Genomic DNA, 26,961 nt, shown 5'->3' with positions numbered 1-26,961 from the left:
AATGGTTAAGGTTCAAATTCCGGCCACAACGGCCAATGTAGGGCCAGCCTTTGATTGTCTGGGTATTGCCCTTTCCATGTATAATACCGTAGAGGCTGAATTCATTTCTGATGGTCTAATAATCGAAGTCAGCGGCAGAGACAGCCAAGGGGTTGAAAAAAATGAGCATAACCTTGTCTACCGTAGTATGAAATATTGCTTTGATCAAGCAGGTTACCGGCCAAGGGGCTTAAAAATTAAACAATATAATGAAATTCCCATTTCCAGGGGCCTGGGCAGCAGTGCCGCCTGCATAGTAGCCGGTCTTATGGCTGCCAATTTATTGATGGATAAGTACTTTAATCAGCAGGCGCTGCTAGATATGGCCGTTGAACTTGAGGGGCATCCAGACAATGTAGCCCCGGCCCTTTTGGGGGGCGTAGTGGTTTCTGTCAGGGGAGCGGCCCATACCGATTATATTAGGTTTCCTGTTGATCCACGTTTGACCTTTTATACGGCCGTTCCCGACCAAGGCCTTAGCACGGAATTAGCCAGAAGTGTTTTACCAGAGTCGGTTTTCCATCAGGATGCAGTCCATAATGTAGGGAAAGCAAGTCTACTGGTGGCCGCCCTATTGTCGGGGGAATTGGACAAAATCAATAGTGCCCTTAAGGATCAGCTTCATCAGCCCTTTCGCTTAAAACTGATGCCTTCATTAGAAAAAATTTTTAAAGAAGCGGCAGGCCATAAAATAGAAAATATTTTTTTAAGTGGTGCAGGGCCAACGGTAATTTTATTAGAATGGCAGGAAGCCGGCCATGTTGAAGGATTTAAGAAAATCTTAAGTCATTTACCCGAAAAGTGGGATTTAGTCGCCCTTAAAGGTCATAACTAATCTAGGGCGTGTCTGAAAACCCACTCAAGGGCATCTTTCACCGCTTTTTTGTCCCACGCAGCGTTGCTTTTCCTTGACGTACTCCTGGTATGCCTTCAAAAAAGCGCCTTGCTTGGAACAAAAATTCAGTAAAATCTGCACCCTTCGGAGTATTCAGACACACCCTAATCATTTTGTTTTTTTCTAGTTTGGATAAAGCCTTAAATTCATTTTAGGCTTTATTTTTTTATTGAAATGACTAATCGACAATTTCCTGGGAAAAATAAAGATAAATTCCATGGAAGAGGTGGAGGTCATTGAAGAAAAAAATAACCTGGGTGATGATACTACTATTAATCATATTAAATGGCTGTGGGCAACAAAAGCGGTCTATACCCCCGGCAGATACTAGTCAACTGCAAAGGGCAGAGGCGCTGGAGCAATTTAAAGAAATCACCGGGTACCAGGCCAAAGGCGGAAAATTTTATTTTACCGCCATGCCAGAGGGAAATTTAAGCTATTATTCATTTGATTTTGCCACTGGCAGGTTGAGTCTTCATTTCGATCAAATACAACAGTTCCTATCCTTTATCCCCCTTGATCATCAACGGGCAGTCTATGTTGATATGGACAACCAATTATATTATCGGAGAGATAATGAAAATATTAAGCTGGATGAGGAAATATCGGGTTTAAATAGTCCAAATGTTTTGGTTTCTCCCGATGGCAAGGGGGTCTTATATACAAAAAAAGTTGAATCAAAGCATAGCCTCTATCGGTATATGTTTGAGGAAGGGGGAAGACCGGAGAAAGTCATTGATGAAATGGAGGAAGAGGCCTTTAATACCTTTCATTTCACAACCCAATGGAGCAATCATAGTCATTATTTTATCTATTACCATCAGCAGGTCTATGATCATCGAGGGAAGCTGGTGGCCACCCTGAATGGAACCACTTCCAAATGGTCGCCTGATGACCGTCATATAGCCTTTATTAAAATGCCAAGGAATAAGGATTTAAATGAAATTACCATCGGAGATTGGCATACCTTTGTGGGAAGAGAGCTAATTTTATTTGACCTAGAGAACCATACAAGAACCACCCTCTTTAGAGAGGAGGAGGGCTTCATTGACCCCATCGAAAATATACAATGGAGCCATGATGGAAGTCGAGTGGCCATTTCCCAGGGGGAAATTATCAAGACCGAGGAATATTTTGAAAGACTAAATTATGATAAAATATTAGTATATGATTTAAAGGAAGATGAAAAGCTGATTCTGGAACCAATGGATTATAATTTTTATGGCTTTGTATTTAACAATTTTATCTACGGTACAAACCTGGGAGTCAAGGAGCCCTTGGCGCTGGTAAGCATTAAAGATAATGAACGAAGAAAATATGATGATGCCATTATTTTGAACAGTAAGGATATGTATTTTATTACCCACCAGGACCAAGCCTATATGGTGAGGAATAAAACCCTCGTAGAATTCAATGCCCAGGGGGAAGAAAGGGAATTGATGAAATTTCCCTGGGAGGTTTTTTCTGTCTTTCTCGATGATGAAACCAATACGATGGTAATTATCAACCGGGCTGGGGAAGTATATCTCTTAAAAATATAAATAATTTTGGGTTTACATAAATTTATGTTTTAGGAAGTTAATTATGGGGTAAGTTAAAATATAAACCTCCTATACAATAAAAAGCTTCAGCCCATAAAACCCACATTTAAGTGGGTTTCGGCCTGTAAAATATTGGTTTAAGGGAGTCAGCAGATTAGTTTACGCTTAGGCTGACTTTTCTTGATTTAAAACAAGTGAGAATAATAACGATGAAAGGATTTTGATTTTTGATGATTTTGGTGTACTATGGAAGTATTACTTAAAGGATTTAGGGATGTAGGAATGTACTCCATTGTATAAAAATTTTCATATTTGAGGTGAATGAGTGGATGGAATATGCGTGTAAGCTTGAAACAATACAAAAAATCATTAAACAAGGTGAAAAACATAATGATAAACTCCTAATTGGTATGGAATTTGAACATATTGTGGTCAGGGAGGATACCCTGGAGACGGTAAACTACTACGAAGACAATGGAATACAGGAAATACTGAAGGCCTTACTTCCCAAGGGGTATGATCCTAAATATGAGAAGGAGTATTTAGTGGGCCTGGAAATGGACTACGGGGTCATTACCCTGGAGCCTGGAGGACAACTGGAGCTAAGTATAGCTCCCTGTGAAGGGCTGCGACAGGCGGATGAGCTATACCAGGCCTTTCTAGCCGATATTCTCCCCCTATTAAGGAAAAATGGCCAGCTTTTAATGGCCGTTGGCTATCATCCCAAAACAAAAATCAGTGAGCTTCCCTTTAATCCGAAAAAACGATATGAATATATGTCAAACTATTTTAAAAAGACCGGTCAATATGCCCATAACATGATGAAGGGGACAGCGGCGCTTCAGGTTGCCATAGATTATCGTGACGAGGCAGACTTTATCAAAAAATATCGGGTTGCAAATTTTTTATCTCCTGCCCTGGCCTTAATTTCTGATAATTCTCCTATATTTGAAGGTACCCTCTATAATAAAAACAGTGTGAGAAGTGTCATCTGGCAAAATACCGATGCTGACCGAAGCGGAATTGTTAAGGAAGTCATGGATACAAGGTTCGGCTATGAAGCCTATGCTAATTACCTATTACAGGTGCCTCCTATTTTTATTGCCAAGGCGGGTCAATATATACCCACTGAAGACAAGACCATCGGTAATGTGTTAGATGAGCATGAACTGACTGAGGAAGAGCTGGAGCATGTTTTTACAATGGTTTTTCCCGATGTAAGGGTAAAACGATATATTGAAATCAGAATGGGCGACTCCCTTCCCTATCCCCTGAATTTATCCTATGGAGCTTTAATCAAGGGAATCTTTTATCAGCCCGAGGCTCTGGAGGCCCTCTATGAAAAGAGCCTTGCTGTAAATAACGAGACCCTTGAAAAATATAAGGATAGTATGATTGAACAGGGCTTTGATGCTGAGTTTTCAGGCCAGCCCCTTAGACAATTTATCGGTGAACTGTTTGATATGGCCGAGGCTGGCCTTGACAAAGAAGAAAGGGAATATTTAAAGGCGTTAAAAATGATGATCAAGTCTGGAAAAAACCCAGCCATGGTATCGAAGGAAGCCATTCGGCTGAGGGGAATGGAAGGATTGGATTGGTGTGGTTTAAAAGGGGGGAGTAAAAATGTTAGCAAAGAGGTTATTTAAGGAGTACCAGGAGAGGGTACTGCAAAATCCTGAACAATTTCGAGAAAGCCTTAAGGAGGTAACCGCCAGAGTGGCCCAGTCGCCGGCAAAGTATAAAGGAGAGCCGGTGGAATTTTTATATCAGCCAATGTTTTTTGCCCAGGAGGACATGGAACGATTTGAAGCCCTTACAGGGAAGCTGATGAAAATTTTAAATAAGGTGATAGACCAATACCTTGAGAATGAACAATTTAGAAGCTATTTTGGTTTTTCACCTCTTCTTGAAAGGCTGATTTTGAAAGACCCGGGTTATCAAATGAAGGTACCCATGGGCAGATTTGATATTTTTTATCATTACAATGATCAATTTCAATTCTGTGAGCTCAATGCCGACGGGTCATCCGGCATGGTGGAACAACGAGAGCTTGAGCAAATTCTGGCTGATTCATCGGCCCTGAAGGGTTTTGATGGCCAGTATCATTATGAGGGCTTTGAGATATTTGATTCCTGGGTAAGGGCATTACTTACTAATTACAAAGAATATAGTCAATCTGAAGATAAGCCCCAGGTAGCGATTGTTGATTTTATGAAGGCTAACCCACCCAGTGAGTTCCTTGAGTTTCAGAAATCCTTTGAAAAGGCCGGCTGCAAAACCGTTATTGCCGACCCCAGAGAGTTAACCTATGTCAATGGCAAGCTATACTTCAAGGATTTTAAAATCGATTGCGTCTATCGAAGGGCTGTAACCTGGGAAATTATTGAAAATGCCGATTCGGTAAGACCGTTAATAGATGCTTATCTAGCCGGTGATGTATGTGTTGTGGGGCCTTTGAGGTCTCAGGTGATTCATAATAAGCAAATCTTCGCCATACTCCATGACCCTGAAAAGACCCCCTTCCTGAACCAGGAGGAAAGGGAATTCATTAAACAGCATATACCCTATACGAGGATTTTTGACAATCAAAATAGCCAGCTGGTACAAGAGGCGATAGAAAATAAGGATCGTTTGGTATTAAAGCCCATGGATAAATATGCCTCCAATGGTGTTCGGGTAGGGAGCGACTATTCCCTTGAAGAATGGAAGCGTATCATTTCAGAGGAGGCAAGGGAGTCGTATCTGCTACAGGAATTTTGCCAGGTACCCAAGCTACCCATGGCCCGGATCGATGAAAAGAATGTGGAATTTATTCCCCACAATTATATTATTGGTCTTTTCATGTATAATGAGAAGCTACAGGGAATTTATACGAGAACGGGTACCCAGAATATTATTGGCAGCATAGTAGAATGCTTTACAGTACCCAATTACTTATTTAAAGAAAAAGCTACTATTTAGTAATACCGGCCCCTTAAAGGAGTGAAGTCTTTGAGAAATATTAAAATGATCATAGAATACGATGGTAGCCGGTATCGGGGGTGGCAGCGGTTAAAGGATACAGATCAAACTATTCAGGGTAAGCTGGAGAATGTGATCGGTAAAATGACCGACAGCCATGTAGAAGTAATCGGCTCCGGAAGAACCGACCGGGGCGTACATGCTTTGGCCCAGGTGGCTAACTTTCACACCGAAAGTAGGATGCCTGAAAAGGAGATGTTGAGTTACCTTAATCATTATTTACCTGAAGATATTGTAGTAAAGGAATTAAGGGAGGCTTCCGAAGGATTCCACAGCAGATTCAATGCTACGGGGAAAAAATATGTCTATAACATATGGAATCATTGGATTCCTTCAGCCTTTTATCGAAAATACAGCTATCATGTGGCGGAAAGCCTGGATATGACGGCAATGGAGGCTGGGGCTCAAAAACTCCTGGGAACCCATGATTTTATTGCCTTTTCATCCCTTAAAAAAACTAAAAAATCCACCATTAGAACCATCAAAGACATAAGCTTCAGCAGGAAGGGAAGCCTGCTGGAAATTTCCTTTATAGGAGATGGATTTCTATACAATATGATTAGAATAATGGTGGGAACCTTAATCGAGATAGGATCGGGGAAGCTAAAGCCAGAGGCAATTGATGACATTTTCTCGGAAGGGAAAAGAGACGCAGCTGGAATTACTGTACCAGCCCAGGGGCTATTTTTAACAGAGGTTTATTACAATTAGATTAGGGCGTGTCTGAAAACCCACTCAAGGGCATCTTTCACCGCTTTTTTGTCCCACGCAGCGTTGCTTTTTCTTGACGTACTCCTGGTATGTCTTCAAAAAAGCGCCTTGCTTGGAACAAAAATTCAGTAAAATCTGCACCCTTCGGAGTATTCAGACACACCCTAGCTTGAAGCCAGAGATATTCTCTGGTTTTATTTTTATGGTTTCAAGGCAACACTAATGAAAAAAGAGGTGATGCCATTGAACACATATTTACTGGTTTTTTTTAGAATTTTAACCATTATGTCACTGCTGTTGACTGTCAACCTGCTCCTGACAGGAAAAAGGCTTGTGGGAGAAATGCCGATATTTGATTTTTTAGTGGTTATTACCATGGGCTCCCTGGTGGGGGCCGATATTGCCGACCCCAATATTGAGCATTTACCAACGGCCTTTGCTTTGGTGGTTTTGGGCATATTTCAATTTACCATGAATAAGTTCATTTTGAACAGTCGCAAATTCTCCAAACTGGTCACCTTTGAACCAACCTTGATCATGGAAAACGGACAGTTTTTGGTGAATAATATGAAAAAAATCAGGTATACCCTTGATGAGATTTTAATGCTGATGAGGGAGAAGGATATATTTGATTTGAAGGATGTTCAATACGGAATTATTGAGCCCAATGGGAAGCTGACGGTTCTGAAAAAAGCAGAGCTGATGCCCCTAACCCCAAAGGATATGTCTCTTTCGGTTACCCCCCATGATATACCCATTCCCGTTGTGCTGGAAGGGCGTTTGGATGAAGTCGGAATCAAAGAAGCAAACCTGGATAAAAATCTTATTCTAAGGCTGTTGAAGGAGCAAGGCTACGAAGCCATCGATACCATATTTTTTGCTGCCTATAGTCTTCAGCAGGGGCTTCAGATTTATCCCTACCAGCGAAATAATAGCAGCATTGATATACAGCATTAGTACTATATGATTAAAAATTTAAAAATTACAGAATTTTAATGGTTATCCTTCTTTAAATCATGTATAATTATAGGAAAAAACATAAGGATGAGATGAATGAAGCTTAAGCTCGATCAAAGGTATTTTAAATATTCCCTCTATGCTTTTTTTACCGTTGCCATGTCAATTATTTTTTACCTATTATTAAATAATCTAGGTTATTACATGGTGAATGCAAGGATATTTCTTCAGTTTATCAGGCGAATTCTAAGCCCCTTTATTATTGGCTCCTTTGTAGCTTATCTGTTGAATCCTGCCGTCCGCTGGTTTGAAGGTGAGGTTTATATTAAGGTAGCTTCATTGAAGCAAAGAAAAAGATTATTGCGCTTACTCAGTGTGGTGACGGTGTATTTGATTATGATAACATCAATTACCATGCTGATTGTGGTGGTGGCGCCCCAAATTGGCAACAATATATCAGATTTGATCAGAAGTGTTCCAGAATATGTTACATCCACCACCAATGTGATCAATCGTATGGTTGAAGACATCGAAAATTTCAGCAGCTATAATATTTCTGCCCAAATTGATTCCAGAATAAGGCTGCTATTTGATGACTTTACATCAATATTGGAAAAAAGCCTCAGTAATTTATTTTCCAGTATCTATAGTATCACCTCGGGACTCTTAAATGTGGTGTTGGGGTTGATTATTTCCTTTTATATGCTGATGGATAAGGAAAGCTTTAAGCTGGGAATTGAAAAGCTGTTAAGGGTCGTTTTAAAGGATGAAACCGTGGAGCGGGTAAAAAACTTCGGAAGGGAAGTGGACGACCTCTTTGCCAAATTTATTGTAGGTAAATCCTTAGACTCCTTTATAATCGGCTGTCTATGCTTTATAGGCCTTTCTCTGATGGGGCTTCGATATACACTGCTAATTAGTGTAATTATAATGGTTACCAATATGATTCCTTACTTCGGCCCCTTTATTGGCGCTGTACCAGCAGTAATTATCACGTTGTTTTACAGTCCTATCAATGCCTTCTGGCTGAGTATTTTCATATTTGCCCTGCAGCAATTTGACGGATTAATCCTAGGTCCTAAAATACTGGGAGACAGTGTAGGGGTAAGCCCTTTTTGGATTATTTTGGCCATCACTGTGGGGGGAAAACTGTTCGGTGTCCTGGGAATGTTCCTGGGAGTGCCTGTGATTGCCATTATTCGATTGGTCATTAACCGCTTTATTGATCGACAGCTGGAAAGGAAAAAACTGAGAGTTCAAAATAAACTAAATGAACAAAGTATTCCCTTAAAAGATTGATAAGTAAACCCTCTTGAAATACAATTTAAAAAAGCATAGCATTTTCTATCTATGATAAAAGAACAGTAGGCTAAAGGTTTTACCTTCAGTCTACTTTTCTTTTTGAATTTGATGGGTCGGTCGTTTATAGCGATAATTTAGATAAGCCCCAGTTAGAATGAGAATAAAGCCCAGTAAGGTAAGGGGATCGGGAATTTCAAGCCATAGTACCAGTCCTATAATAATGGAAAAAAGCGTATTACCATAGGAATATATAGATAAGTCTGATGCTTCAGCATAGCGGTAGGAATAGGTCATTAAAAATTGAGCGCCGGTGGCAAAAACACCAATTGACAGCAATGCCGCCAGCTGGGGCCAGGTAGGCATGACAAACTGATTAAAAAATGGAAGGGCACTTAAGGTGGATAGGGTAGTAAAGTAAAATATAATTATTTGAGGATGATCTGTCAGCCTTAAGTGCCGAACGGTTGTATACCCGCCGGCTGCAAAAACTGCCGAAAGTAGACCAGCCAAGGCTGGTAATGGCATAAAGCCAGGCTGTGGCTTTACAATTAGAAAAATACCTACAACAGCAATAGAAATGGCTAAACCCTGGATTTTTTCAATTCGTTCCTTTAGGAAAAGGGTGGCCAATATTAATACAAAAAATGGATTCAGCTGATTCAAGATAACGGCATTGGCCAACGGGAGTCTGTCAATGGCGTAAAAATAAAGAAAGACTCCCGAAAGCCCTAAAATAGAACGATAGATCAGAAATGGCTTATTATTTCCTTTAAAGCTATGGCCCGATCGATAGATCAGTATGGCACTGACCACCATACCAACAATATTTCTAAAAAATACCTTTTCCATTGTGGGAAAATCACCGGCCGCCTTGACGGCCGTAGCCATTAAAGCAAAGCAGAGGGAAGATAAAATCATTAATATTATTCCCTTATTTCTTTGACTCATGGTAAGTTCCTCCTTAAGTTCTTTTTTATGTCTAATGGTCATTATCGTATTGAATCCTTCCTTTCGGGAAAAATAAAAGGAAGCGGGAGGTGATAAAATGGACCTGTGGAGTCCCGAGCGTGTATATTTTGAGCCCACAGCCAGAAATACGGAAGTGGGAAAAAGAATATTGGGTTATTGTAAGGATAACGGCATAGAAATACTGGAGACTACCTCTCACAACCAGGTCAGAAACTTACCCGGGAAGGATGAGAAGGCAAAATATGCGGCCGCTAAAAAAACCTTGATTGTTGGTATCAAGCGAAGCCTAAAGCTAGAGGTATGTCGGCCTTCAGCCGATTATCAGTTTTCCTTAATGACCAACTGCCCCGGCACCTGTGAATATTGCTATTTGTTCACAACTCAAGGGCAGAAGCCCTATGTCAGAGTTTATGCCAATATTGAAGAAATATACGGAGCAATTGATCACTATATAGAAAAAAAATTACCCCATGCCACTGTTTTTGAAGCAGCCAGCACCGGTGACCCACTGGGGGTTGAACATATTACGGGAACATTACGAGACACCATTATCCACTTTGGCACTTTAAAAAAAGGAAAGCTCCGTGTTGTCACGAAATTTTCCAATGTTGATTCCCTGTTAGATATACCCCATAACAGCAATACACGTTTTCGTTTCAGTATTAATTCAAATTTTGTCATTAAAAATTTTGAACACAACGTATCTAATCTATGGGACCGATTCAGGGCAGCAGAGAAAATGTCCAGGGCGGGCTACCCTTTGGGCTTTATTATTGCACCCATTATACTTCATGAAAATTGGAAGCAGGAATACAGTGAGCTTTTTCAGGGCCTAAAGGAAAGTCTTGGGCAAGGTGCCAGGGGGTTTATGACCTTTGAGCTGATTCAGCACCGATTTACAATAAATGCTAAAAATATCATCGAGGAGCGCTTTCCCAATACAAAGCTTGAGATGAACCCTGAAAAAAGAATTAAAAAATGGGGAAAATACGGTCGAGTGAAGTATGTTTATCCAAAGGATGAGGCCCAGGAGGCCAAGGAATTCATTAGTAACTTAATATTAAAGCATTTTCCCCATGGTCATATTCAATATTTTACGTAGCTTTTTTAAAAGTCATATACCTGACCAATCTCTAATACCTTGATTAAAGCAGATGTAACCCCCGCTGCAAAATCTTGATGGGGTGCATTGATAATAGGGAAGGTATTATAATGCATTGGAATAGCTACCTTCGGTTGAATAAAGTCGACAGCTCTGATGGCGTCCTGAACGTCCATCGTAAAATTTCCACCGATGGGAAGCAGGGCCACATCAATTTTTTCGGGGGCCAGTAGCTGCATATCCATGGTCAGGCCCGTATCGCCGGCATGATATAGTTTTTTTCCTTCTGCCTCAATTAAAAATCCACCGGGGTTTCCGCCATAGATTAGTCCCTCAGGGGTTTCAATGGCGGAACCATGTAGGGCAGGGGTCATTTTAACCCTTCCAAAGGGAAAATCGGTTCGTCCGCCAATATGCATTGGATGGCAATTAAGGCCCAATGACTTTAGATAGTGGCAGATTTCGTAGTTACTAATTACCAGTGCATTTGTCTCCTTTGCAATTGAAACTGCATCACCAAGGTGATCAGAATGGCCATGGGTTATAAAAATATGAGTTATATCCTTTATTGAAAAAATTGGTTCAAAGGCTTCAGTAGAATAAAAGGGGTCAATTAAAGCCCTCATTTGGCTAGTTTCAACATAAAAGGCGGCATGGCCTAAAAATTGTATTTTCATCATATCTCCTCCCTTTCAACATTATGGCTACCACTATTATAACAAATTTATTATAATTTACCCATCCATTATTATACCCTTATAAGTTTTTAACTTTTTTTTAAGGAAATTTTAATAGAAGGCTGTTAAAATGAAATTAAGATTGATTTGGTCATTATAAAACCAAAGACAAAAATAAAAGCAATAAATGTTGCAACCTGGAGGTTATAAGAATGAGAAAAAGGGTGATGATTTTAACTGCCTCAATAGGCTGTGGGCATGACCAGGCGGCTGAAACCTTAGCTAAAAAGTTTAAAGAGCAGGGGGAAGGAATTGAAACAGAAATTATTGATTTTATGGAAATGATGAATACTTCCATCAGTCATTTAATTAAGAGCAGCTACTTAAAAATGATCGACTTATTTCCAAGTTGGTATCATCTTCTTTATCAAAACACAATGAAAATTAAGAATAACAGTAAAGTCAAGAGCATTTTTATTTATCGATATGAAAAGAAGCTATTACAGTTAATTGAAAAGAGACAGCCAGATTTAATTCTTTTTACGAATCCCTTTCCATTAATCCTTGTCTCTGATATGAAAAGAAAGGGAATCATGAATGTAGATACAGCCACTGTTATAACTGATTATACAGCCCATAGTGTATGGCTGGATCAAACCGTTAATTATTATTTCGTAGGCAGCAATAGCCTAATGGAGGATTTAGTTAGAAAAGGAATTAGAAAGGATTCCATTTCGGTTACAGGAATCCCCATTCGAAGCGAATTTTATAAGTATCTTGACGAAAAAAGGATATTAAAGGGACAGGGCTTGTCACCAGCTTTGCCAACTTTGTTGATTATGGGAGGGGGCCTGGGGCTAGGACCCCTGGATGAGATTATTCAGGTACTAAATAAGGTAAAGGCCCCCCTTCAACTTTTGGTAGTGACAGGGAAAAATCAGGAGCTATTAGAATCTCTGCGGGGGCAATGTCGAAAATCCAATCATCATGTTAAGCTTTATGGTTATTATAAAAATATAAATGAGCTGATGACAATTTCAGACCTGTTAATTTCAAAGGCAGGGGGGATAACCATGTCTGAAGCCATTCAAAAAGAGCTTCCTATTCTAATAACCCATCCAATTCCAGGGCAAGAGGTGGGTAATGCCCAGCACTTATCAGCCTTAGGGATTGCAAAGCATATTGAAGATTTGGAGGATTTAGCCACTACAGTGGATGACCTGTTATTCAAAAATCCCCTCCATTACCAGGGCATGAAGGCTCAGCTAAGGGGCCTTAGGAAGCAGGATGCCGCCGGGGCCATTGTTAAAGAGCTGGTGAAAAACACCTTTAAAAATAGTGATAATGTAGTGAATCAACCTCAAAACCTATGACTTTTAAAACATCTATACAATTAATATAGATGTTTTTTTTAACTAAAATTTAACAGCCACTTAATAATCAAATAAAGCCAGGGCGATATATTTAGCTTGAGGAAAATTTTAGATAAAAAAAGAGGGGTCTGGGGGCGGAAATTATCTATCTTATTTAGCTGGAGGAAAAAATTGATGAAAAAAATGAACAACCCCAATGGAAAGGCGAGGCTTCAGAAGTTAAAGGGCTGGTTTTTATCACTTCATTTAAATGATTTCAAAATTCAAAAAAAGCTATTGTTTATGGCCCTGGTTACAGGACTATTACCGATGATCCTCATCAGTACCATCAGTATTCAAAGCTCTAGTAATAAGATCGAGGATGAAATAGTAAAGGGTAATCATTTGTTCACAACCCTGACCATTGATCGGATGAATGAGTACTTTTATAATCGAGAAGGCGATGGCAATATATTGGCCGGCTCCAGAACCATCAGTGACGGAATCGATAGGCTTAATTTGCTTGATACCGATGAAGAAGAGAAGGAAGCCATCATGGAGGAATTTACATACTACTTAAGTGATGTGATTGAAAAGCACCAATATACAGATATCTTTCTGACCAACCTGTATGGCGAAGTGATTTTTAGTTATCGGTATAACCGAAACGATATCGCCCCTTTGGTCTTTTCAGGGGATTTTTCAAGCAAGGCCATGGCAGGGCAGCAAAATTGGTCTAATATTTTTTGGAACAGCTTTATTAAAGATAATCTGATGGTGTTAGCTACTCCGGTATATGCCCCCCAGGATACGCTGGGGAACGCCCCTATTGGAACGATCAATATTGTTTTAAACCAGGGGAGAATCAACGAAATTGTACAAAATGGGGTTGATAAATTGGCCCCGGGGGCTGACTCCTATTTAATTAATGGTGAAGGACTATTTTTAACCAATACAATGAAGGAGCCCTTTCATGAGGCGGCGGCTTTGAAAGAAGAATTGGATTCAATGGCAAAAACCCTTCTTCAGGAACCCATAGCCAATCAAGATTTTAATTTTACTAAAACCCTGGAATACAGGTCATACACAGGTAAGGATGTTATAGGTACCCTTTCAGTGGTTCAAATTGGAGACAGCCCTGTGGGTTTAATCATCGAGGTGGATAAGGACGAAGCTTATCGAAGCATTGAGGATCTAAGAAACACACTACTAATAATTGCTATTCTAGTAATATCCATCTGCACTGTTATTGCGGCCAAGCTGGGCCGAACCATAACCGGGCCAATAAAAGCTGTAATTGGCCGAACCAGTGATATTGCCAATTATCAACTACAAAATGAGCTCAATCTAGAACAGGTTAAAAGGAAAGACGAAATAGGCGATTTGGAAAGGGCAGTTATCAAAATTCAAAACAATCTTCGTAAAATCATTACTGCTGTGGAAAGCTCTGCCCAGCAGGTGGTCAGCTCATCAGAGGAGTTAAAGCGTAACACACTACATGCTTCCCTGGCGGCCGAGACCGTAGCTGTGGGAATTAGCGAAATTTCCCTGGGCTCGGCCGATCAGGCCCATATTGCTCAAATAAGTGCCAATAAGACAGAAGAATTAAGCAATATAATAGAAAATAATCTTAAAGACTTAAATGAAATGACCCTGGCTGCCAAAGAGGCAGGGGAGGTTGTACAGTCGGGGCTAAATGTGATTAAACAGCTGTCGGATATAACCCTTGAGGCAAAAAAAGCCAATGAAGAAGCCCAGGCAAGTATTCAAAAATCATATGAAGGTACTAAGGAAATTGAAGAGGCCAGTAAATTGATTATGGCCATTGCAGATCAAACCAATTTATTGGCCTTAAATGCTGCCATTGAGGCTGCCCGGGCTGGGGAACAGGGTAAGGGCTTTTCAGTTGTGGCAGAAGAAATTAGGAAGCTGGCAGAGCAGTCTAAGGTATCTTCTAAAATTATTAATGGCATTATCCATAGGCTCAGGCGAGGTACCATGGAGGTGGTGGATACCATGGAGGGCTTAATCAATATTGCCGGCCAACAGAGGGGATATGTGGATTTAACCAGGGATAAATATCTGGAAATCGCCGATGCCATTAGAATTTCAGGGGAAAAGGTTAAAATACTGAATGTTTCTAGCCAAAGAATGAATGGGATGAGAACTGAGGTGGAGGCGGAAATATTGAAGCTAGCTCAATTATCAGAGCAATACTCAAGTAATACTGAAGAAATTTCAGCTTCTATTGAGGAACAAAGTGCTTCTATGCAAGAGATATCAAGCTCAAGTGAAGGGCTAGATACCCTGGCTCAGGAGCTACAAAGGCTGGTAAGGAAATTCAAGCTTTAACGACATAACATGTTCTTAACAAATGATTAACTCGGCGATAACACTGCCCGTTGGGTTATTCGATATAGTATACATGTAAGATATATAAAAAATATCGTTAGGGGGATTTTTTAATGCTTAAAAAGATCTTTATGTTATTACTCATTGCGGCTTTAATGGTGTCTGTCGTTGCATGTGGTGGAGGAAATGATCAACTAACAGACAATACACCAAATCAAAATGAAGTGGAAAATGAAACTGATGACGGAGCAGCCCTTGAAGGAGCAGTAATTATTGATGGATCTGGTACAGTATATCCGTTAATGGCCCATATTGCAGAGGAATATATGACTAACGTACAAAGCAAGGTCAGCGTTCAAGTAGGACGTGCCGGTTCCAGTGCAGGCTTTAAAAAGTTCATACCGGGAGAACTGGATTTTGCAGATGCCTCAAGGGAAATCAAGAGTGAAGAGGTGGCTGAGCTGGAAGCCCAAGGCCTAAAGATGGGAGAAGATGTATTAGAATTTAAGGTAGCCCTTGATGGTTTAACCATGGTGATTAATAAGGAAAATGATTGGGCAACCGAAATGACCAAGGAAGAAGTAATTGATATGTACCTTTCAGGCAAGCATAAAGAAGATGACAAGGTGCTTTGGTCTGATATTCGACCAGACTGGCCCCAAGAGGAAATTAAATTTTACGGACCCAATGAAAATCATGGAACCTACGAATTTTTCTATGAAGTGATCCTTGGAAAGCAGGAAATGGTTAAGACTGCCAATCTTCAACAGGAATATTCCACCCTGGTAGATCTTGTTTCAAAGGATAAAAACGCCATTGCATTCTTTGGCTTCGGTTACTACGTAAACAATCAGGATAAACTGACAGCAGTCAAAATTGACTTTGGTAATGGGCCAGTTGAGCCTACACTGGAAACCATCGGTGAAGATTTGCCCTATGCCGGCTTTACCCGCCCTGTCTTTACCTATTTGAATGCCAGATATGCAAAGGAAAAGCCACAGGTCCTTGATTTCGCTAAATATGTTGTTTCACCCGATGGAGCCCAAAAGTTAGCTGGTGAAAATGGATTTGCACCACTGCCTGCTGCCCAGTATGCTGAATATGCAAAACAATTAGATGCACTAAAGTAATGGTTTTTATATAGTGTGGCTTTAAGATGAGAAGGCTTGGCTTCTCATCTTAAAGCTGTTTATAATACCTGTAAAATTACCCTGGCGTTAAAGATAGTTTTTGAATAGTCTGGAAAGGAACCGGTGAAATGAATACGACTACTAATGTTAGAGAAATGATTCAAAAGAGCTTTTCTCAGAAAAAGAGGGGATCAGAAAGAATCATGCCAATTATTTTTTTATTGGCAGCCTCTATTTCTGTTGTGACAACAATCGGTATTGTCTTTACCCTACTTTTCGATGCCCTAAAGTTCTTCAGTAGGGTTCCCCTTAGGGAAGTGTTTAGTACCCAGTTGGCCCCCTTAAGTGCGAACCCCTCCTTTGGTATTTTACCATTGATCAATGGTACCATTATAACCTCAGTAATTGCTATGTTTGTGGCCATACCCATCGGGTTAACTGCTGCATTATTCTTAAGTGAGTTTGCATCAGAGGGCTTGAGAAAGGTCTTAAAGCCTATTATGGAGGTGCTGGCGGGGATTCCCACCATTGTTTACGGTTTTTTTGCCTATTCCTTTGTGACTCCCCTGCTAATGAAGCTGATTCCCGGCCTAGAGGCTAAAAATGCCCTGAGTCCGGGGCTGGTGATGGGAATTATGATTATTCCCATGGTTGCTTCCCTTTCTGAGGATGCCATGAACGCCGTTCCCAATGCCATGCGGGAAGGAGCACTGGCTTTGGGCTCTACAAAGCTGGAGGTAGCCATTAAAGTAGTGATTCCGGCGGCATTTTCAGGAATTATTGCCTCCTTTGTGTTGGGTATTTCAAGGGCTATCGGTGAAACAATGATTGTGGCCATTGCCAGTGGCAGCTCAAAGGCCTTTACCTTTGATTTTACCCAATCAATGCAGACCATGACTGCCTATATTGTAGAATTTACCAGTGGTGATGCTGGAAGCGGAACCCTGGGCTACTATAGCCTGTACGCTGTGGGACTTTTACTGTTTGCCTTTACCCTTTTAATGAACTTACTGGCACAATATATCTCACGTAGATATAGGGAGGAATACTAATCATGAATGCGGAAATCATTCAACATCAACAACATCAAGAGGAAGAAAAATCATATTTTAACAGCAGGGCAGTTAAGAGCAGAATGAAAAGACGTGTTGTCCTTGATCAGGTGGCTAAGGGGATTTTTATTTTATCCACCCTGTTTGCACTGCTGGTACTGGGAATATTACTATATAGAATTATCAGCCAGAGTATCGGCTGGCTAAATTTGAAATTTTTGCGAAATAACCTTTCAATTTTTCCAGAAAAGGCTGGAATTAAAGGGCCTATCCTGGGCAGCCTTTGGCTGATGGCCATTGTGGCTCCCGTAACAATCATTCTGGGGGTAGCCACAGCGATCTATCTAGAGGAATATGCCGGCAATGGAAAGCTTCAGGCCTTTATCAAAACCAATATCTCTAATTTGGCCGGTGTTCCATCTGTAATCTTTGGTTTGTTGGGTTTAACGGTCTTTGGCAGGCTGTTTAATTTGGGCTCTAGTATTCTGGCCGGGGGATTAACCATGTCTCTATTGGTGTTGCCCATTGTGGTTGTTGCTGCCCAAGAGGCTATTCGGGCGGTACCAGGCTTTTTAAGGGATGCCTCCTATGCCCTGGGGGCTACTAAATGGACCACCATCAGAACCGTTGTCTTGCCTGTGGCCATGCCAGGAATCTTAACCGGATCGATTTTGGCTTTGTCTAGGGCCATCGGAGAAACGGCTCCCCTGGTTGTACTGGGAATTCCAACATTAATCTTAAAAATACCAACCGGGGTGATGGATGATTTTACAGCTTTGCCAATTCAAATCTATTATTGGACCTTAGATACAGTCCTTACTCCAGAATATGCGAACCTGGCTGCTGCCACCATCATTGTTTTATTGGTCTTATTATTTATGATGAACTCTGTCGCCATTCTAATTAGAAATAAGTTTCAAAAACGATACTAAAATAGGAGGACTTACCTTGACTACTGGGAATATTAAAAATCATGATAAAAAGGAAAAAGAAATCATATATGATGTGAATGATTTAAATCTTTGGTATGGGAATGAACAGGCCCTTAAACATCTTGATTTTACCATAGAAAAAAATGAGGTAACGGCAATTATTGGCCCATCAGGCTGCGGTAAATCAACCTTTATTAAAACATTAAATCGAATGGTAGAGATCATCCCCACCGTCAGAACTACAGGTGAAATTTTATACCATGGTAAAAATATATTTGATAAAGCCTTTCAGGTTGAAGAGCTAAGAACCAGGGTTGGTATGGTATTTCAAAAGCCTAACCCCTTTCCTAAGTCTATTTACGAAAATGTTGTATATGGGCCCAAAATCCACGGTATTCGGGACAAAAGAAGGTTAATGGAAATTGCCGAAGCCAGTCTGAAGAGTGCGGCGCTATGGGATGAGGTAAAGGATCGGCTTCATGATAATGCCTATGGGCTTTCAGGGGGGCAGCAGCAAAGGCTTTGTATTGCCAGGTGCCTTGCGGTACAGCCCGATGTTTTGTTAATGGATGAGCCCACCTCGGCCCTGGACCCCATCTCGACCCATAGGATAGAAGGCTTAATTGAAACCTTAAAGAAGGACTATACAATTGTTATTGTAACCCATTCTATGCACCAGGCGGGTAGAATCTCTGATAAAACAGCTTTTTTCCTTTCGGGAGAAGTCGTTGAATTTGGTGATACCACAGCAATATTTTCAAATCCAAAGGATCAACGGACCGAGGACTATATTACAGGGCGATTTGGTTGATTTTATTTTAATAGATCAATAGGATTGCGGAAGGAGAAAATATGAGAAATCAATTTATTACTCAATTAAAGGATTTAAATCTGAAAATATTAAAAATGGGGGCTATGGTTCAAGAAATTATTGAAGAAGCAATTAAGGCGCTAATGGATCAAGATTTGGAGCTGGCAAAAAAGATATATGATATGGATGATCAGATTGATGCCTTGGAATTAGAAATCGAAATGGAATGTATGAGATTGATTGCCCTACAGCAGCCCATGGCAAAGGACTTACGATTAATTGGAACGGCACTTAAGATTATCACCGATTTAGAACGCATGGGGGATCACGCTGTTAATATTGCCAAAACCACCCTTGAAATCGGCCATGAGCCATTTGTTAAGCCGTTGATTGACCTGCCCCAGATGGCAAAGCTGGCCCAGGCGATGGTTAAAAAGAGTCTAGATGCCTTTATGGATTTAGACGTTAATAAGGCCAGAGAGGTGGCCGCTGACGATGAGGCAGTAGATGAGCTGTATCTTAAAATCTATACTGAATTAATTAATAAGATGATTGAAAAACATTCAATTATCCGCCAGGCAACTAATTTAATCTTTATTGGAAGATATTTAGAGCGAATTGCTGACCATGCCACCAATATCGGGGAAAGAGTAATTTATATAGTAACAGGAGAGAATGTAGAGATTAATTAATGGCAAATATAAAAGCCTCGAGCTAGCTCGAGGCTTTTATAGTATTGATAAATTATTTAGCCTGACTCAAGGCGCTCTTAGCAGCTTGAATAACGGCATCAGCAGTGACAGTTGCACCACTGGCTACATCAGATCCCTTAAGATCAGCTGACTGTCTTTTTACAATTTCCGCAGCAACTTTTTTTGCACCTTCACCGCCTATTTCAGGCGTTTCATTTTCACTAACAGCTACATTCGTAATTTTACCGCCAGAAATTGTGATGGTAACATTAATCGGTTCACCATAGAAGCTATCATTGGTGGAAGCCTTGTAAGTACCATCCTTGAATCCAGATGCTGCTGGCTCGGAAGCAGGCGTAGTTGCCGCAGGCTCATTGGCGGCAGGTGTAGAAGGTGGAGCGGGCTGTTCAGCAGAAGCAGGCTCATCTTCTTCTACTTCCTCAGGAGCTTCAGCTGCTTCCAGGGGAGCCGGTGTTCCTTCTAAGGCTTTAATAATTGCCTTTTTAGCAGCTTCGCTGGAATAAGTAGCTCCGGTTACAACGTCGGCATTCACATCCTGGTTGTCAATAACTTGGGCGATTACTGCATCGATGGCTTCGTCACCAAGGCCTTCAGTTTCACTTTGATTTAAAATATCTATTTTGACAATTTTTCCGTCTTGAACTTCAACACTCAATTCAATTTCACCCTTGAAGCCTTCCTCAGATGCTGTATAGACACCATTTTCAAGGGCTCCAAGATCAATATCCACTATTTCTGCAGTGGCATCCTCTGATTCTTCTTCAGAGTCTCCCATGCCTAAGGCATTTTTCACCGCAGCAATGGTTCCTTCACTGGATTTAGTCGCCCCAGAAACCATATCGACATTTAATGATTGAGTTTCGATAATGGCAGCAGTAATTTGGTCAATGGCAACATCTCCTAAGCCAGCAGTTTCACTATTTTCAAGGACTTCAATATTTGTGATTTTTCCGCCCTCAACCACCACGCTTACCTTGATATCGCCGCCAAAGCCTTGGGCAACCCCTTCATGGGTTCCATCGGCAAAGGCACCGCCGCCACTGGCAAGGGCTAAGGCCGCCTTAATCGCTTCGATGGTACCTTCACTTGACTTGGTAGCACCGGAAACTACTTCAACATCAGCAGTTTTTCCGGCAATAGCCGCCTCGATGATCTGATTGGCAGCATTATCACCCAAACCAGGAGTATCATCAATTTCCAGCAGCTCAATGTTGGAAATTTCTCCGTTTGCAATCGTTACCGCAACTTTAATATCCCCATTAAATCCTTGCCCTACCCCTTCATAGGTTCCATCCACGTAGGTAGAAGGAGTTGAAGCGGTCTGCTGTTTTAAAAACATCCCCCCAGCCACTAAAGCAATGGCCAGCAATGGCAGGATAACAATTGCCATTTTTTGTTTCTTATCCAAAACAAAGCACCTCCATAATTTTTAAATTTATTAATGCCTTTATCTGTATACAACACTTATATAATATCATAATGCCTTATTATTTTAAATAAATTTTTAACTATTTTAAATGAAAAAATAAGATTTTATATTAAAAACGAATTGGTATCAATGAAAATTTCATCTTAAAGGCGCCGCAATAGGTTAATAACATAACGACGAATAAGGGGATTCGTTTTCTTTTCAATATCACGAATAATAGTACCCTGCGTCAATTTAAATGACGCAGGGTACTAGATTGACAATGGATATAGACCTTGATCGGATTAACGTTTCAAATGGTTATCATTATGATACGACTGTCTCAGACTGCTTTTCAATGGTAGGAATGGTTATTCCCAAAAATCCGTAAATAACGTTGATAATTGGTACTAACAGGTTAAAGAAGGCATAGGGCAGGTAAACCACAGGAGAAACCCCTAGGGTGGTGGCCATAAAGGCTCCACAGGTATTCCATGGAATTAAGGCAGAGGTAACGGTACCTGAACCCTCCAGGGCTCTGGATAATACCTTGGGGTGAATTCCCCGTTCGGCATAGACATCCTTATACATTCTGCCGGGGACAACAATAGCTAAATATTGCTCTCCGGTTAATAGGTTGACTACAATACAGGTGATAACGGTGGCAAAGATCAGTGAGCCGGTTGATTGTGCGAAGTTCAGTATCGATTCGGCAACGGCATGGAGCATTCCCGTGCGCTCCATAACACCACCAAAGGAAAGGGCAATAATAATTAGCGAAACAGTCCACATCATGTTGTCCAGACCGCCGCCGTTCAGCAGCTCGTTGACGACACCATTGCTAGTTTCAATGGAAAATCCATAATGGGCAGCCCCAATGATATCACCCAATGAAGCACCCTGGAACAAGGCTGCGAAACCGCCTCCCAGAAAGACTCCAGCGATTAATCCCGGCAAGGCTGGTATTTTTAAAACAACTAAAATGATTACAACGATGGGGGGAATCAACAGCAAGGGAGAAATTGTAAAGTTTTCAGCCAGTGTTAACAATATACCGTCAATTTGGCTGGTATCGAGGGTGGCTTTAGCGTAGCGTATACCGATAATTCCATATAGAATTAAAGAAATAATCAAGGCCGGGGCGGTGGTATAAATCATATGCCTAATATGATCAAATAGTGAAGCGCCTGCCATGGCCGGTGCCAGATTGGTGGTATCTGATAAAGGAGACATTTTATCACCAAAATAGGCCCCGGAAACGATTGCTCCGGCCACAAGCCCGGCGGGCATATCTAATCCATAACCAATCCCTAACAAAGCGATTCCTACGGTTCCAGCTGTGGTCCAGGAACTTCCGGTTGATAAAGAAACAATACAACAAATAATGGTGGTGGCCACGAGGAAGATACCAGGTGATAAAATTTGCAATCCATAGTATATCATTGTAGGAACAGTACCACTTAAAATCCATGTACCAATGATGCTGCCAATAACCATTAAAATTAAAACTGCCTGCATGGCCATTTTTATCGTGTCAATGATGCCTTCTTCCAGCTCGTTCCAGCTATAGCCCAGCATAAAAACCGCAACAATGGAAGCAACTACAGTGGCAAAAATCAGGGGAATGTGAGGATCTGCCCCAAAGACTAAAATACCAACAGACAAGGTAATCATTAAAATAAAAATCGGAATTAGTGCATGGAATAGGGTCGGATCCTTCTTCTGTCTTAAACTCATAAATTCTCCTCCTTTAAATAATTTTATCTTAACGCCACAATACATATATGTGCTTTAAAGATTAGTCAGTAATTGATTGTATAAAAATACACATATAAGATATCATAGCATATCTATTAAAAAAATTCAAATATATTCGGAATATTGTAAATAATAATTCATATCAGTTACATAATAGCATGGTTTCGGTAGAAGCGTATTCATAATACAAGAAAAAAATGTCTGTTAATAACGAAAATTGAAATATATGTTCAGATACCTATTTGTATAATAGAAAATAGCCAGGAGAAAATGAAGCTGAGGAACAAATATAACTATACAATAAAGAGAATAAAAATTCAATCCTTACAAAAGAAAAATTCATATCCAAACTCCTTTCAGCCCCTCCATATTAAGGGATTATATTTTTTTTCTATATTTTGTAAGCGGTTTAAAGTTTAGGAAAAAATATGAATAATCATATAAAAATTTGTTCTCTATAGAAAGCAGATTATTTGTTTAATAATATTGGTGAAATATAAATAGATTAGGGTGTGTCTGAATACTCCGAAGGGTGCAGATTTTACTGAATTTTTGTTCCAAGCAAGGCTACTTTTTTGAAGGCATACCAGGAATACGTTAAGGAAAAGCAACGCTGCGTGGGACAAAAAAGCGGTGAAAGATGCCCTTGAGTGGGTTTTCAGACACGCCCTAGTAAGGAGCAAAATAAAAAAGTCAGCCTAACATTAAATGTTGGCTGACCTTTATAAATTAAAAAGCCTTATTTCTGTTTTTAATTTTATCACTTAACGGCCATAGCACAGGTTGTGCCATCCTCTAATATTTTTAAAATCTGGAGCTTGTCCTTTCTATTAAAAAAAATCTCTATAAAGCAATTGCTGCAAAAATATCTTGATTTACTTAACTTACCTGTATCTTCATTACCACATATAGGGCATTTCATAAAAAATCCCTCCCCCAATATAATACATTTTTCAAACCTTTAGAGAATCAAAATAGTGATGTAAAAAAATATAGATGTGTCAATATTATTATATAGGAGAAATGCCTCTTTGACAAGAATTATTTTGAAAATCAAATTATTCGTTATTGAAATTGTACCGATATTAGTTATATAATTGTGTATTGGAGAAAGGAAGGTTGATTTGTTTTGCCAAATGAAGAAATTTCAAATTTGATTCATGGTTTTTTTATTTGCTTTGGCAGCTGGCTAAGATATCAATTTAAAAACCAATTAAACTGTGAGTATCATTTATCAGTGTCACAATTTAAAGTACTATACATGATAAAGGATATGAAGATCTGTAGTATGTCTAATTTAAGTGACGAAATGGAAGTCAGTAAGGGAACCATGACCACCACCTTGAATAAACTGGTTGAGTATGGCTTTGTAAAGAGGAGCAGTTCGGCCCGGGATCGTAGAACTGTTTTTGTGGAGCTTACCGATAAAGGGTATACTGTCATTAAAATGCTTGAGGAACAGCTTCAGCTTTCCCTTTTAAAAATTATTGATCAATTGGACCACCAGAAGCAGGCAGAGGTTTATTCAGGACTTACTATTTTAAATCAAATTTTTAAAGATAAAAAATGTAGATATTAATCATTAATACTTAAGCCTTACCAGCCCAGGCCCTTCTATTTTATTAGAATGGTACTGGGCTTTGTTATTATGTAAGGGATATTATCCAGGGTAACCTACTAATTATATGAAGACGGATAATGGAATATGCACCAGGAATCACATCTATTCATATGATATAATACATCAATTTTATTAGAGGCGGGAGTATTCCCATGCCTCGATTCAATTTAGTCATTAATCACTAAAAATAGAATCTCCTTTAGATCAAGCATTGGTCTACGGGTCAAGAACCGAAACGACTATTTTTTTATCTATTGGGAAAGTTTTCACTTATCATAATTAAAGTCGTCCTTTCAATCGTTCAAAGGAAGACCTTGTTCTATTAAAGAAATTGATGATAGTTAAAAGCCAACCGGGTTCAAAAGATTAAAGGAGGTAAAGATTGTGAGAGAAATCAATAGTTTAATTGTTAATATATATGATTCCAAAGAAAATAACGTGATTACAAGAAATATAGAAGGTTTCATTAAAGAGCTGGTGGCCTACAGTATGCCACTATCTTTTCATATTGAGGCATTAAAGTGTCAAAGTATTATTATGCGTACTGCTGTGCTGCGTTATTTAAATTCTAAAGAAAGGATAAAGACAGCCCATATCAAGAATGGAATTCCCCATAGCCTTTTTCCTGAATGGATGCCCCTAGAGGAATATCGTAATCAATGGGGAGCGAAATACGATGAGCAGGTTCAATTGATTAGCCTGGCGGTGGAGGAAACCGCAGGAAAAATTATTACATTTAATGATAATCCCATTGATGCCAGGTATCATGCCGTTTGTGGAGGGGCAACAGAAAACAGCGAAAACGTAACGGGCAATGTTGTACTATATTTAAGAAGAGTACTTTGCCAATATTGTCAGAATAGCCCATACGAATTGAATTATAAGGATATTCCCATAGAAGAGGTGGAATCCAGGTTAGGGATTCGATTTTCAAAGGGCGATTCTACAAAAAATAGAGCCATTGAGGGAATGTTGTATGATATTGATCGTGATGAGACGGGTAGAGTCAGAAGTTTAAAGGTTGCGGGCAGAGAATTTGACGGAATAGAATTAATGAGAAGGCTGGAACTGGATTCCACCAGGTTTAGCTGGCAGCCTCAGTTTATACGCTTTTTAACGAAGGGGAAAGGAGAAGGCTTGGGTCTTTGCCAGTATGGGGCCAATCAGATGGCTCTGGAGGGGAAGAAGGCCGAAGAAATTCTAACATACTACTATACCGGTGTAAAAATAGAAAAAATTGTTGTTCCATGTATAAAAAGTCCGCTATTGGGCAAGGTATTAGTAATTGATGCTGCCCATGGCGGTGAAATGGGAGAAGATCATGTCAGCCCTAAGGGAACCAGAGAACGGGATATTAATCTTGATATAGCCAAAAATCTTGAAAAAAGGCTGCTGGAGCTGGGGGCAACGGTTTATATGACCAGAAGAGAAGATGTTTATGTGCCTGTCACCGAAAGAGCAATGCTTACCAATAATGTCAAACCTAATTTCTTTTTATCCATTCATCAAAACTATCTTAGAAATTCCAATTTATCGGGTACAGAAATTTACTATTATCGTGGAGATAGCGAAGCTAAAAATCTTTCAGAAATCATCATTGATAATTTAAGTAAGCTCAATCTGGCAAACAGAGGAGTGAAAACTGCAGACTTTTTCCTGTTGAGGGATATTAAAGTAAGTGGGCTGCACATAGAAGTAGGGTATTTATCGAACCCCATTGAAGAAGAACGACTACTGGATGAAAAATTTAGGCAGGATATTGCCAATTCCATAGCTGATTCTATTGTGTCATATTACCAATTAAACCTGTAATTGATTGAATAAAAAAGTATTCAGTGGGCCGGCCAACTGAAACCCAAGGTATTTTATAGCTGTTTTATCTTGTAATTTGAAATTGATTATGTCTATCTCTTGCCTGGTTGTTTAAATAAAGCTTGTCAGGTTTAGGGCTTTGTTTACTATTGTCAAATTTAAACCTTGATGGAATCTTTGAGGAGGCCGGCCTCAATTATATTCCAGATTAATTACTGTCTTATACTTAATTATTTTGCATTATTGGGCAGGTATACAGAATACTATTAACAATAGAAGAAAAAAATTTTAAAAAATTTTAAAAAACCCTTTACAAATGTGGGTGTAAGGTTATATAATGTTTTATTACCCATTTGACACCATGTGGATAATATGATATAATTTGATGTGAATAAGTGAAAGAAGGTGATTTTTTGGCAACCAGAACTACCTTAAATGAAATTAGACAGAATATTGAGGTGTTTGTAGGACAAAAGGTTACACTTAAAGCAAATAAGGGCAGAAAAAAGACCCTCGTTAGAGAAGGCGTATTAGAGAACACATATCCAAATATATTTGTTGTCAGAATCGATGGGGGATACGATTCAGTACGTAGAGTATCCTATAGCTATTCAGATATTTTAACTGAAACCGTAGAAATTACAATTTGTAAGGACAATAAACAAATAAAGGTAAGCTAATTGGACCACCAGTAGGGTGGTTTTTTTTTGACTTTATAAAATGAATAAATTCAAGATGTCTCCAGCAGAAATGATGGAAAGGGAATCTCTGATTTTGATTTTAATTGACAAAAGAATATCAATGTA

Annotated in this window: 23 protein-coding genes; 18 read left to right on the top strand and 5 right to left on the bottom strand. The window is 39.7% G+C overall.

What is annotated here, in order from left to right; translation table 11 throughout:
• The first annotated feature begins 1 nt into the window (after position 1).
• The 7 genes from thrB (at position 2) to ACYQ1I_RS04950 (ending at position 8,463) form a co-directional block, all read left to right on the top strand.
• The gene (gene thrB, locus ACYQ1I_RS04980) at positions 2-874 is read left to right on the top strand and encodes a homoserine kinase (protein WP_459762968.1); all 873 of its coding nucleotides are present in this window, start codon (positions 2-4) and stop codon (positions 872-874) included.
• A gap of 296 nt (positions 875-1,170) precedes the next feature.
• Positions 1,171-2,475, top strand: a complete 1,305-nt coding sequence (locus ACYQ1I_RS04975; RefSeq protein WP_459762966.1) for a hypothetical protein — start codon at positions 1,171-1,173, stop codon at positions 2,473-2,475.
• Between the two features lie 329 nt (positions 2,476-2,804).
• The gene (locus ACYQ1I_RS04970) at positions 2,805-4,121 is read left to right on the top strand and encodes a glutamate--cysteine ligase (RefSeq protein WP_459762964.1); all 1,317 of its coding nucleotides are present in this window, start codon (positions 2,805-2,807) and stop codon (positions 4,119-4,121) included.
• Positions 4,099-5,436, top strand: a complete 1,338-nt coding sequence (locus tag ACYQ1I_RS04965; protein WP_459762962.1) for a glutathionylspermidine synthase family protein — start codon at positions 4,099-4,101, stop codon at positions 5,434-5,436. The genes ACYQ1I_RS04970 and ACYQ1I_RS04965 overlap by 23 nt, the downstream gene beginning before the upstream one ends.
• A gap of 30 nt (positions 5,437-5,466) precedes the next feature.
• Positions 5,467-6,207: a tRNA pseudouridine(38-40) synthase TruA gene (gene truA, locus ACYQ1I_RS04960; protein ID WP_459762960.1), complete on the top strand. Its 741-nt coding sequence runs from the start codon at positions 5,467-5,469 to the stop codon at positions 6,205-6,207.
• 243 nt (positions 6,208-6,450) lie between these two features.
• Positions 6,451-7,164 (top strand): DUF421 domain-containing protein, encoded by a 714-nt coding sequence (locus ACYQ1I_RS04955; protein WP_459762958.1) that lies wholly within the window; start codon positions 6,451-6,453, stop codon positions 7,162-7,164.
• A 96-nt stretch (positions 7,165-7,260) separates the two neighbouring features.
• Entirely contained in the window at positions 7,261-8,463 is a 1,203-nt protein-coding gene (locus ACYQ1I_RS04950; protein WP_459762957.1) for an AI-2E family transporter, read from the top strand.
• Positions 8,464-8,553: 90 nt separating this feature from the next.
• Here the strand turns inward: ACYQ1I_RS04950 and ACYQ1I_RS04945 are convergent, their stop codons facing one another.
• The gene (locus tag ACYQ1I_RS04945; protein ID WP_459762955.1) at positions 8,554-9,456 is read right to left on the bottom strand and encodes a DMT family transporter; all 903 of its coding nucleotides are present in this window, start codon (positions 9,454-9,456) and stop codon (positions 8,554-8,556) included.
• 55 nt (positions 9,457-9,511) lie between these two features.
• On the opposite strand from ACYQ1I_RS04945, the gene splB reads away from it, so the two are divergent.
• Entirely contained in the window at positions 9,512-10,537 is a 1,026-nt protein-coding gene (gene splB, locus ACYQ1I_RS04940; RefSeq protein WP_459762953.1) for a spore photoproduct lyase, read from the top strand.
• A gap of 5 nt (positions 10,538-10,542) precedes the next feature.
• On the opposite strand, the gene ACYQ1I_RS04935 is transcribed toward splB, so the two are convergent.
• Positions 10,543-11,214 (bottom strand): metal-dependent hydrolase, encoded by a 672-nt coding sequence (locus ACYQ1I_RS04935; protein WP_459762951.1) that lies wholly within the window; start codon positions 11,212-11,214, stop codon positions 10,543-10,545.
• Between the two features lie 212 nt (positions 11,215-11,426).
• Here ACYQ1I_RS04935 and ACYQ1I_RS04930 point away from each other — a divergent pair, with 212 nt between their 5' ends.
• The 7 genes from ACYQ1I_RS04930 (at position 11,427) to phoU (ending at position 19,535) form a co-directional block, all read left to right on the top strand.
• Entirely contained in the window at positions 11,427-12,587 is a 1,161-nt protein-coding gene (locus tag ACYQ1I_RS04930; protein WP_459762949.1) for an MGDG synthase family glycosyltransferase, read from the top strand.
• A gap of 174 nt (positions 12,588-12,761) precedes the next feature.
• Positions 12,762-14,918 (top strand): methyl-accepting chemotaxis protein, encoded by a 2,157-nt coding sequence (locus ACYQ1I_RS04925; RefSeq protein ID WP_459762947.1) that lies wholly within the window; start codon positions 12,762-12,764, stop codon positions 14,916-14,918.
• A 113-nt stretch (positions 14,919-15,031) separates the two neighbouring features.
• On the top strand, positions 15,032-16,048 hold the full coding sequence (locus ACYQ1I_RS04920) for a PstS family phosphate ABC transporter substrate-binding protein (RefSeq protein WP_459762945.1): 1,017 nt from the start codon (positions 15,032-15,034) through the stop codon (positions 16,046-16,048).
• A gap of 128 nt (positions 16,049-16,176) precedes the next feature.
• The gene (gene pstC / locus ACYQ1I_RS04915; RefSeq protein ID WP_459762943.1) at positions 16,177-17,100 is read left to right on the top strand and encodes a phosphate ABC transporter permease subunit PstC; all 924 of its coding nucleotides are present in this window, start codon (positions 16,177-16,179) and stop codon (positions 17,098-17,100) included.
• A 2-nt stretch (positions 17,101-17,102) separates the two neighbouring features.
• On the top strand, positions 17,103-18,032 hold the full coding sequence (gene pstA / locus ACYQ1I_RS04910; RefSeq protein WP_459762941.1) for a phosphate ABC transporter permease PstA: 930 nt from the start codon (positions 17,103-17,105) through the stop codon (positions 18,030-18,032).
• Between the two features lie 16 nt (positions 18,033-18,048).
• Positions 18,049-18,843, top strand: a complete 795-nt coding sequence (gene pstB, locus ACYQ1I_RS04905) for a phosphate ABC transporter ATP-binding protein PstB (RefSeq protein WP_459762939.1) — start codon at positions 18,049-18,051, stop codon at positions 18,841-18,843.
• 41 nt (positions 18,844-18,884) lie between these two features.
• A complete protein-coding gene (phoU, locus tag ACYQ1I_RS04900; RefSeq protein WP_459762937.1) occupies positions 18,885-19,535 on the top strand; it encodes a phosphate signaling complex protein PhoU in 651 nt (216 codons plus the stop codon).
• Positions 19,536-19,587: 52 nt separating this feature from the next.
• On the opposite strand, the gene ACYQ1I_RS04895 is transcribed toward phoU, so the two are convergent.
• The 3 genes from ACYQ1I_RS04895 to ACYQ1I_RS04885 all read right to left on the bottom strand — a co-directional run bounded on the left by ACYQ1I_RS04895 (position 19,588) and on the right by ACYQ1I_RS04885 (position 23,644).
• The gene (locus tag ACYQ1I_RS04895; protein WP_459762935.1) at positions 19,588-20,964 is read right to left on the bottom strand and encodes an FMN-binding protein; all 1,377 of its coding nucleotides are present in this window, start codon (positions 20,962-20,964) and stop codon (positions 19,588-19,590) included.
• A gap of 327 nt (positions 20,965-21,291) precedes the next feature.
• Positions 21,292-22,701 carry a Na+/H+ antiporter NhaC gene (gene nhaC, locus ACYQ1I_RS04890; protein ID WP_459762933.1) on the bottom strand — a complete coding sequence of 470 codons (1,410 nt, stop codon included), beginning with the start codon at positions 22,699-22,701 and terminating at the stop codon, positions 21,292-21,294.
• A gap of 781 nt (positions 22,702-23,482) precedes the next feature.
• Positions 23,483-23,644: a hypothetical protein gene (locus ACYQ1I_RS04885; RefSeq protein WP_459762931.1), complete on the bottom strand. Its 162-nt coding sequence runs from the start codon at positions 23,642-23,644 to the stop codon at positions 23,483-23,485.
• A gap of 207 nt (positions 23,645-23,851) precedes the next feature.
• Here ACYQ1I_RS04885 and ACYQ1I_RS04880 point away from each other — a divergent pair, with 207 nt between their 5' ends.
• From ACYQ1I_RS04880 to ACYQ1I_RS04870, 3 genes are all read left to right on the top strand, one after another.
• Positions 23,852-24,301 carry a MarR family winged helix-turn-helix transcriptional regulator gene (locus ACYQ1I_RS04880; protein WP_459762930.1) on the top strand — a complete coding sequence of 150 codons (450 nt, stop codon included), beginning with the start codon at positions 23,852-23,854 and terminating at the stop codon, positions 24,299-24,301.
• Between the two features lie 426 nt (positions 24,302-24,727).
• Positions 24,728-26,155 (top strand): N-acetylmuramoyl-L-alanine amidase, encoded by a 1,428-nt coding sequence (locus tag ACYQ1I_RS04875; RefSeq protein ID WP_459762928.1) that lies wholly within the window; start codon positions 24,728-24,730, stop codon positions 26,153-26,155.
• A 413-nt stretch (positions 26,156-26,568) separates the two neighbouring features.
• Entirely contained in the window at positions 26,569-26,835 is a 267-nt protein-coding gene (locus tag ACYQ1I_RS04870; RefSeq protein ID WP_459762926.1) for a Veg family protein, read from the top strand.
• Positions 26,836-26,961 lie beyond the last annotated feature (126 nt).

This window comes from Alkaliphilus crotonatoxidans (assembly GCF_054658015.1).
The sequence above is the reverse complement of the archived record's forward strand: the minus strand, read 5'-3'. Positions and strand labels throughout refer to the sequence as shown.

What these genes read in the sequence shown, in the direction of transcription:
- ACYQ1I_RS04885 (WP_459762931.1), bottom strand. Translation starts at nt 23,644, where the DNA reads ATGAAATGCCCTATATGTGGTAATGAAGATACAGGTAAGTTAAGTAAA.
- thrB (WP_459762968.1), top strand. Translation starts at nt 2, where the DNA reads ATGGTTAAGGTTCAAATTCCGGCCACAACGGCCAATGTAGGGCCAGCC.
- ACYQ1I_RS04965 (WP_459762962.1), top strand. Translation starts at nt 4,099, where the DNA reads ATGTTAGCAAAGAGGTTATTTAAGGAGTACCAGGAGAGGGTACTGCAA.
- ACYQ1I_RS04970 (WP_459762964.1), top strand. Translation starts at nt 2,805, where the DNA reads ATGGAATATGCGTGTAAGCTTGAAACAATACAAAAAATCATTAAACAA.
- phoU (WP_459762937.1), top strand. Translation starts at nt 18,885, where the DNA reads ATGAGAAATCAATTTATTACTCAATTAAAGGATTTAAATCTGAAAATA.
- ACYQ1I_RS04935 (WP_459762951.1), bottom strand. Translation starts at nt 11,214, where the DNA reads ATGAAAATACAATTTTTAGGCCATGCCGCCTTTTATGTTGAAACTAGC.
- pstA (WP_459762941.1), top strand. Translation starts at nt 17,103, where the DNA reads ATGAATGCGGAAATCATTCAACATCAACAACATCAAGAGGAAGAAAAA.
- nhaC (WP_459762933.1), bottom strand. Translation starts at nt 22,701, where the DNA reads ATGAGTTTAAGACAGAAGAAGGATCCGACCCTATTCCATGCACTAATT.
- ACYQ1I_RS04925 (WP_459762947.1), top strand. Translation starts at nt 12,762, where the DNA reads ATGAAAAAAATGAACAACCCCAATGGAAAGGCGAGGCTTCAGAAGTTA.
- ACYQ1I_RS04920 (WP_459762945.1), top strand. Translation starts at nt 15,032, where the DNA reads ATGCTTAAAAAGATCTTTATGTTATTACTCATTGCGGCTTTAATGGTG.
- ACYQ1I_RS04950 (WP_459762957.1), top strand. Translation starts at nt 7,261, where the DNA reads ATGAAGCTTAAGCTCGATCAAAGGTATTTTAAATATTCCCTCTATGCT.
- splB (WP_459762953.1), top strand. Translation starts at nt 9,512, where the DNA reads ATGGACCTGTGGAGTCCCGAGCGTGTATATTTTGAGCCCACAGCCAGA.
- ACYQ1I_RS04930 (WP_459762949.1), top strand. Translation starts at nt 11,427, where the DNA reads ATGAGAAAAAGGGTGATGATTTTAACTGCCTCAATAGGCTGTGGGCAT.
- pstC (WP_459762943.1), top strand. Translation starts at nt 16,177, where the DNA reads ATGAATACGACTACTAATGTTAGAGAAATGATTCAAAAGAGCTTTTCT.
- ACYQ1I_RS04945 (WP_459762955.1), bottom strand. Translation starts at nt 9,456, where the DNA reads ATGACCATTAGACATAAAAAAGAACTTAAGGAGGAACTTACCATGAGT.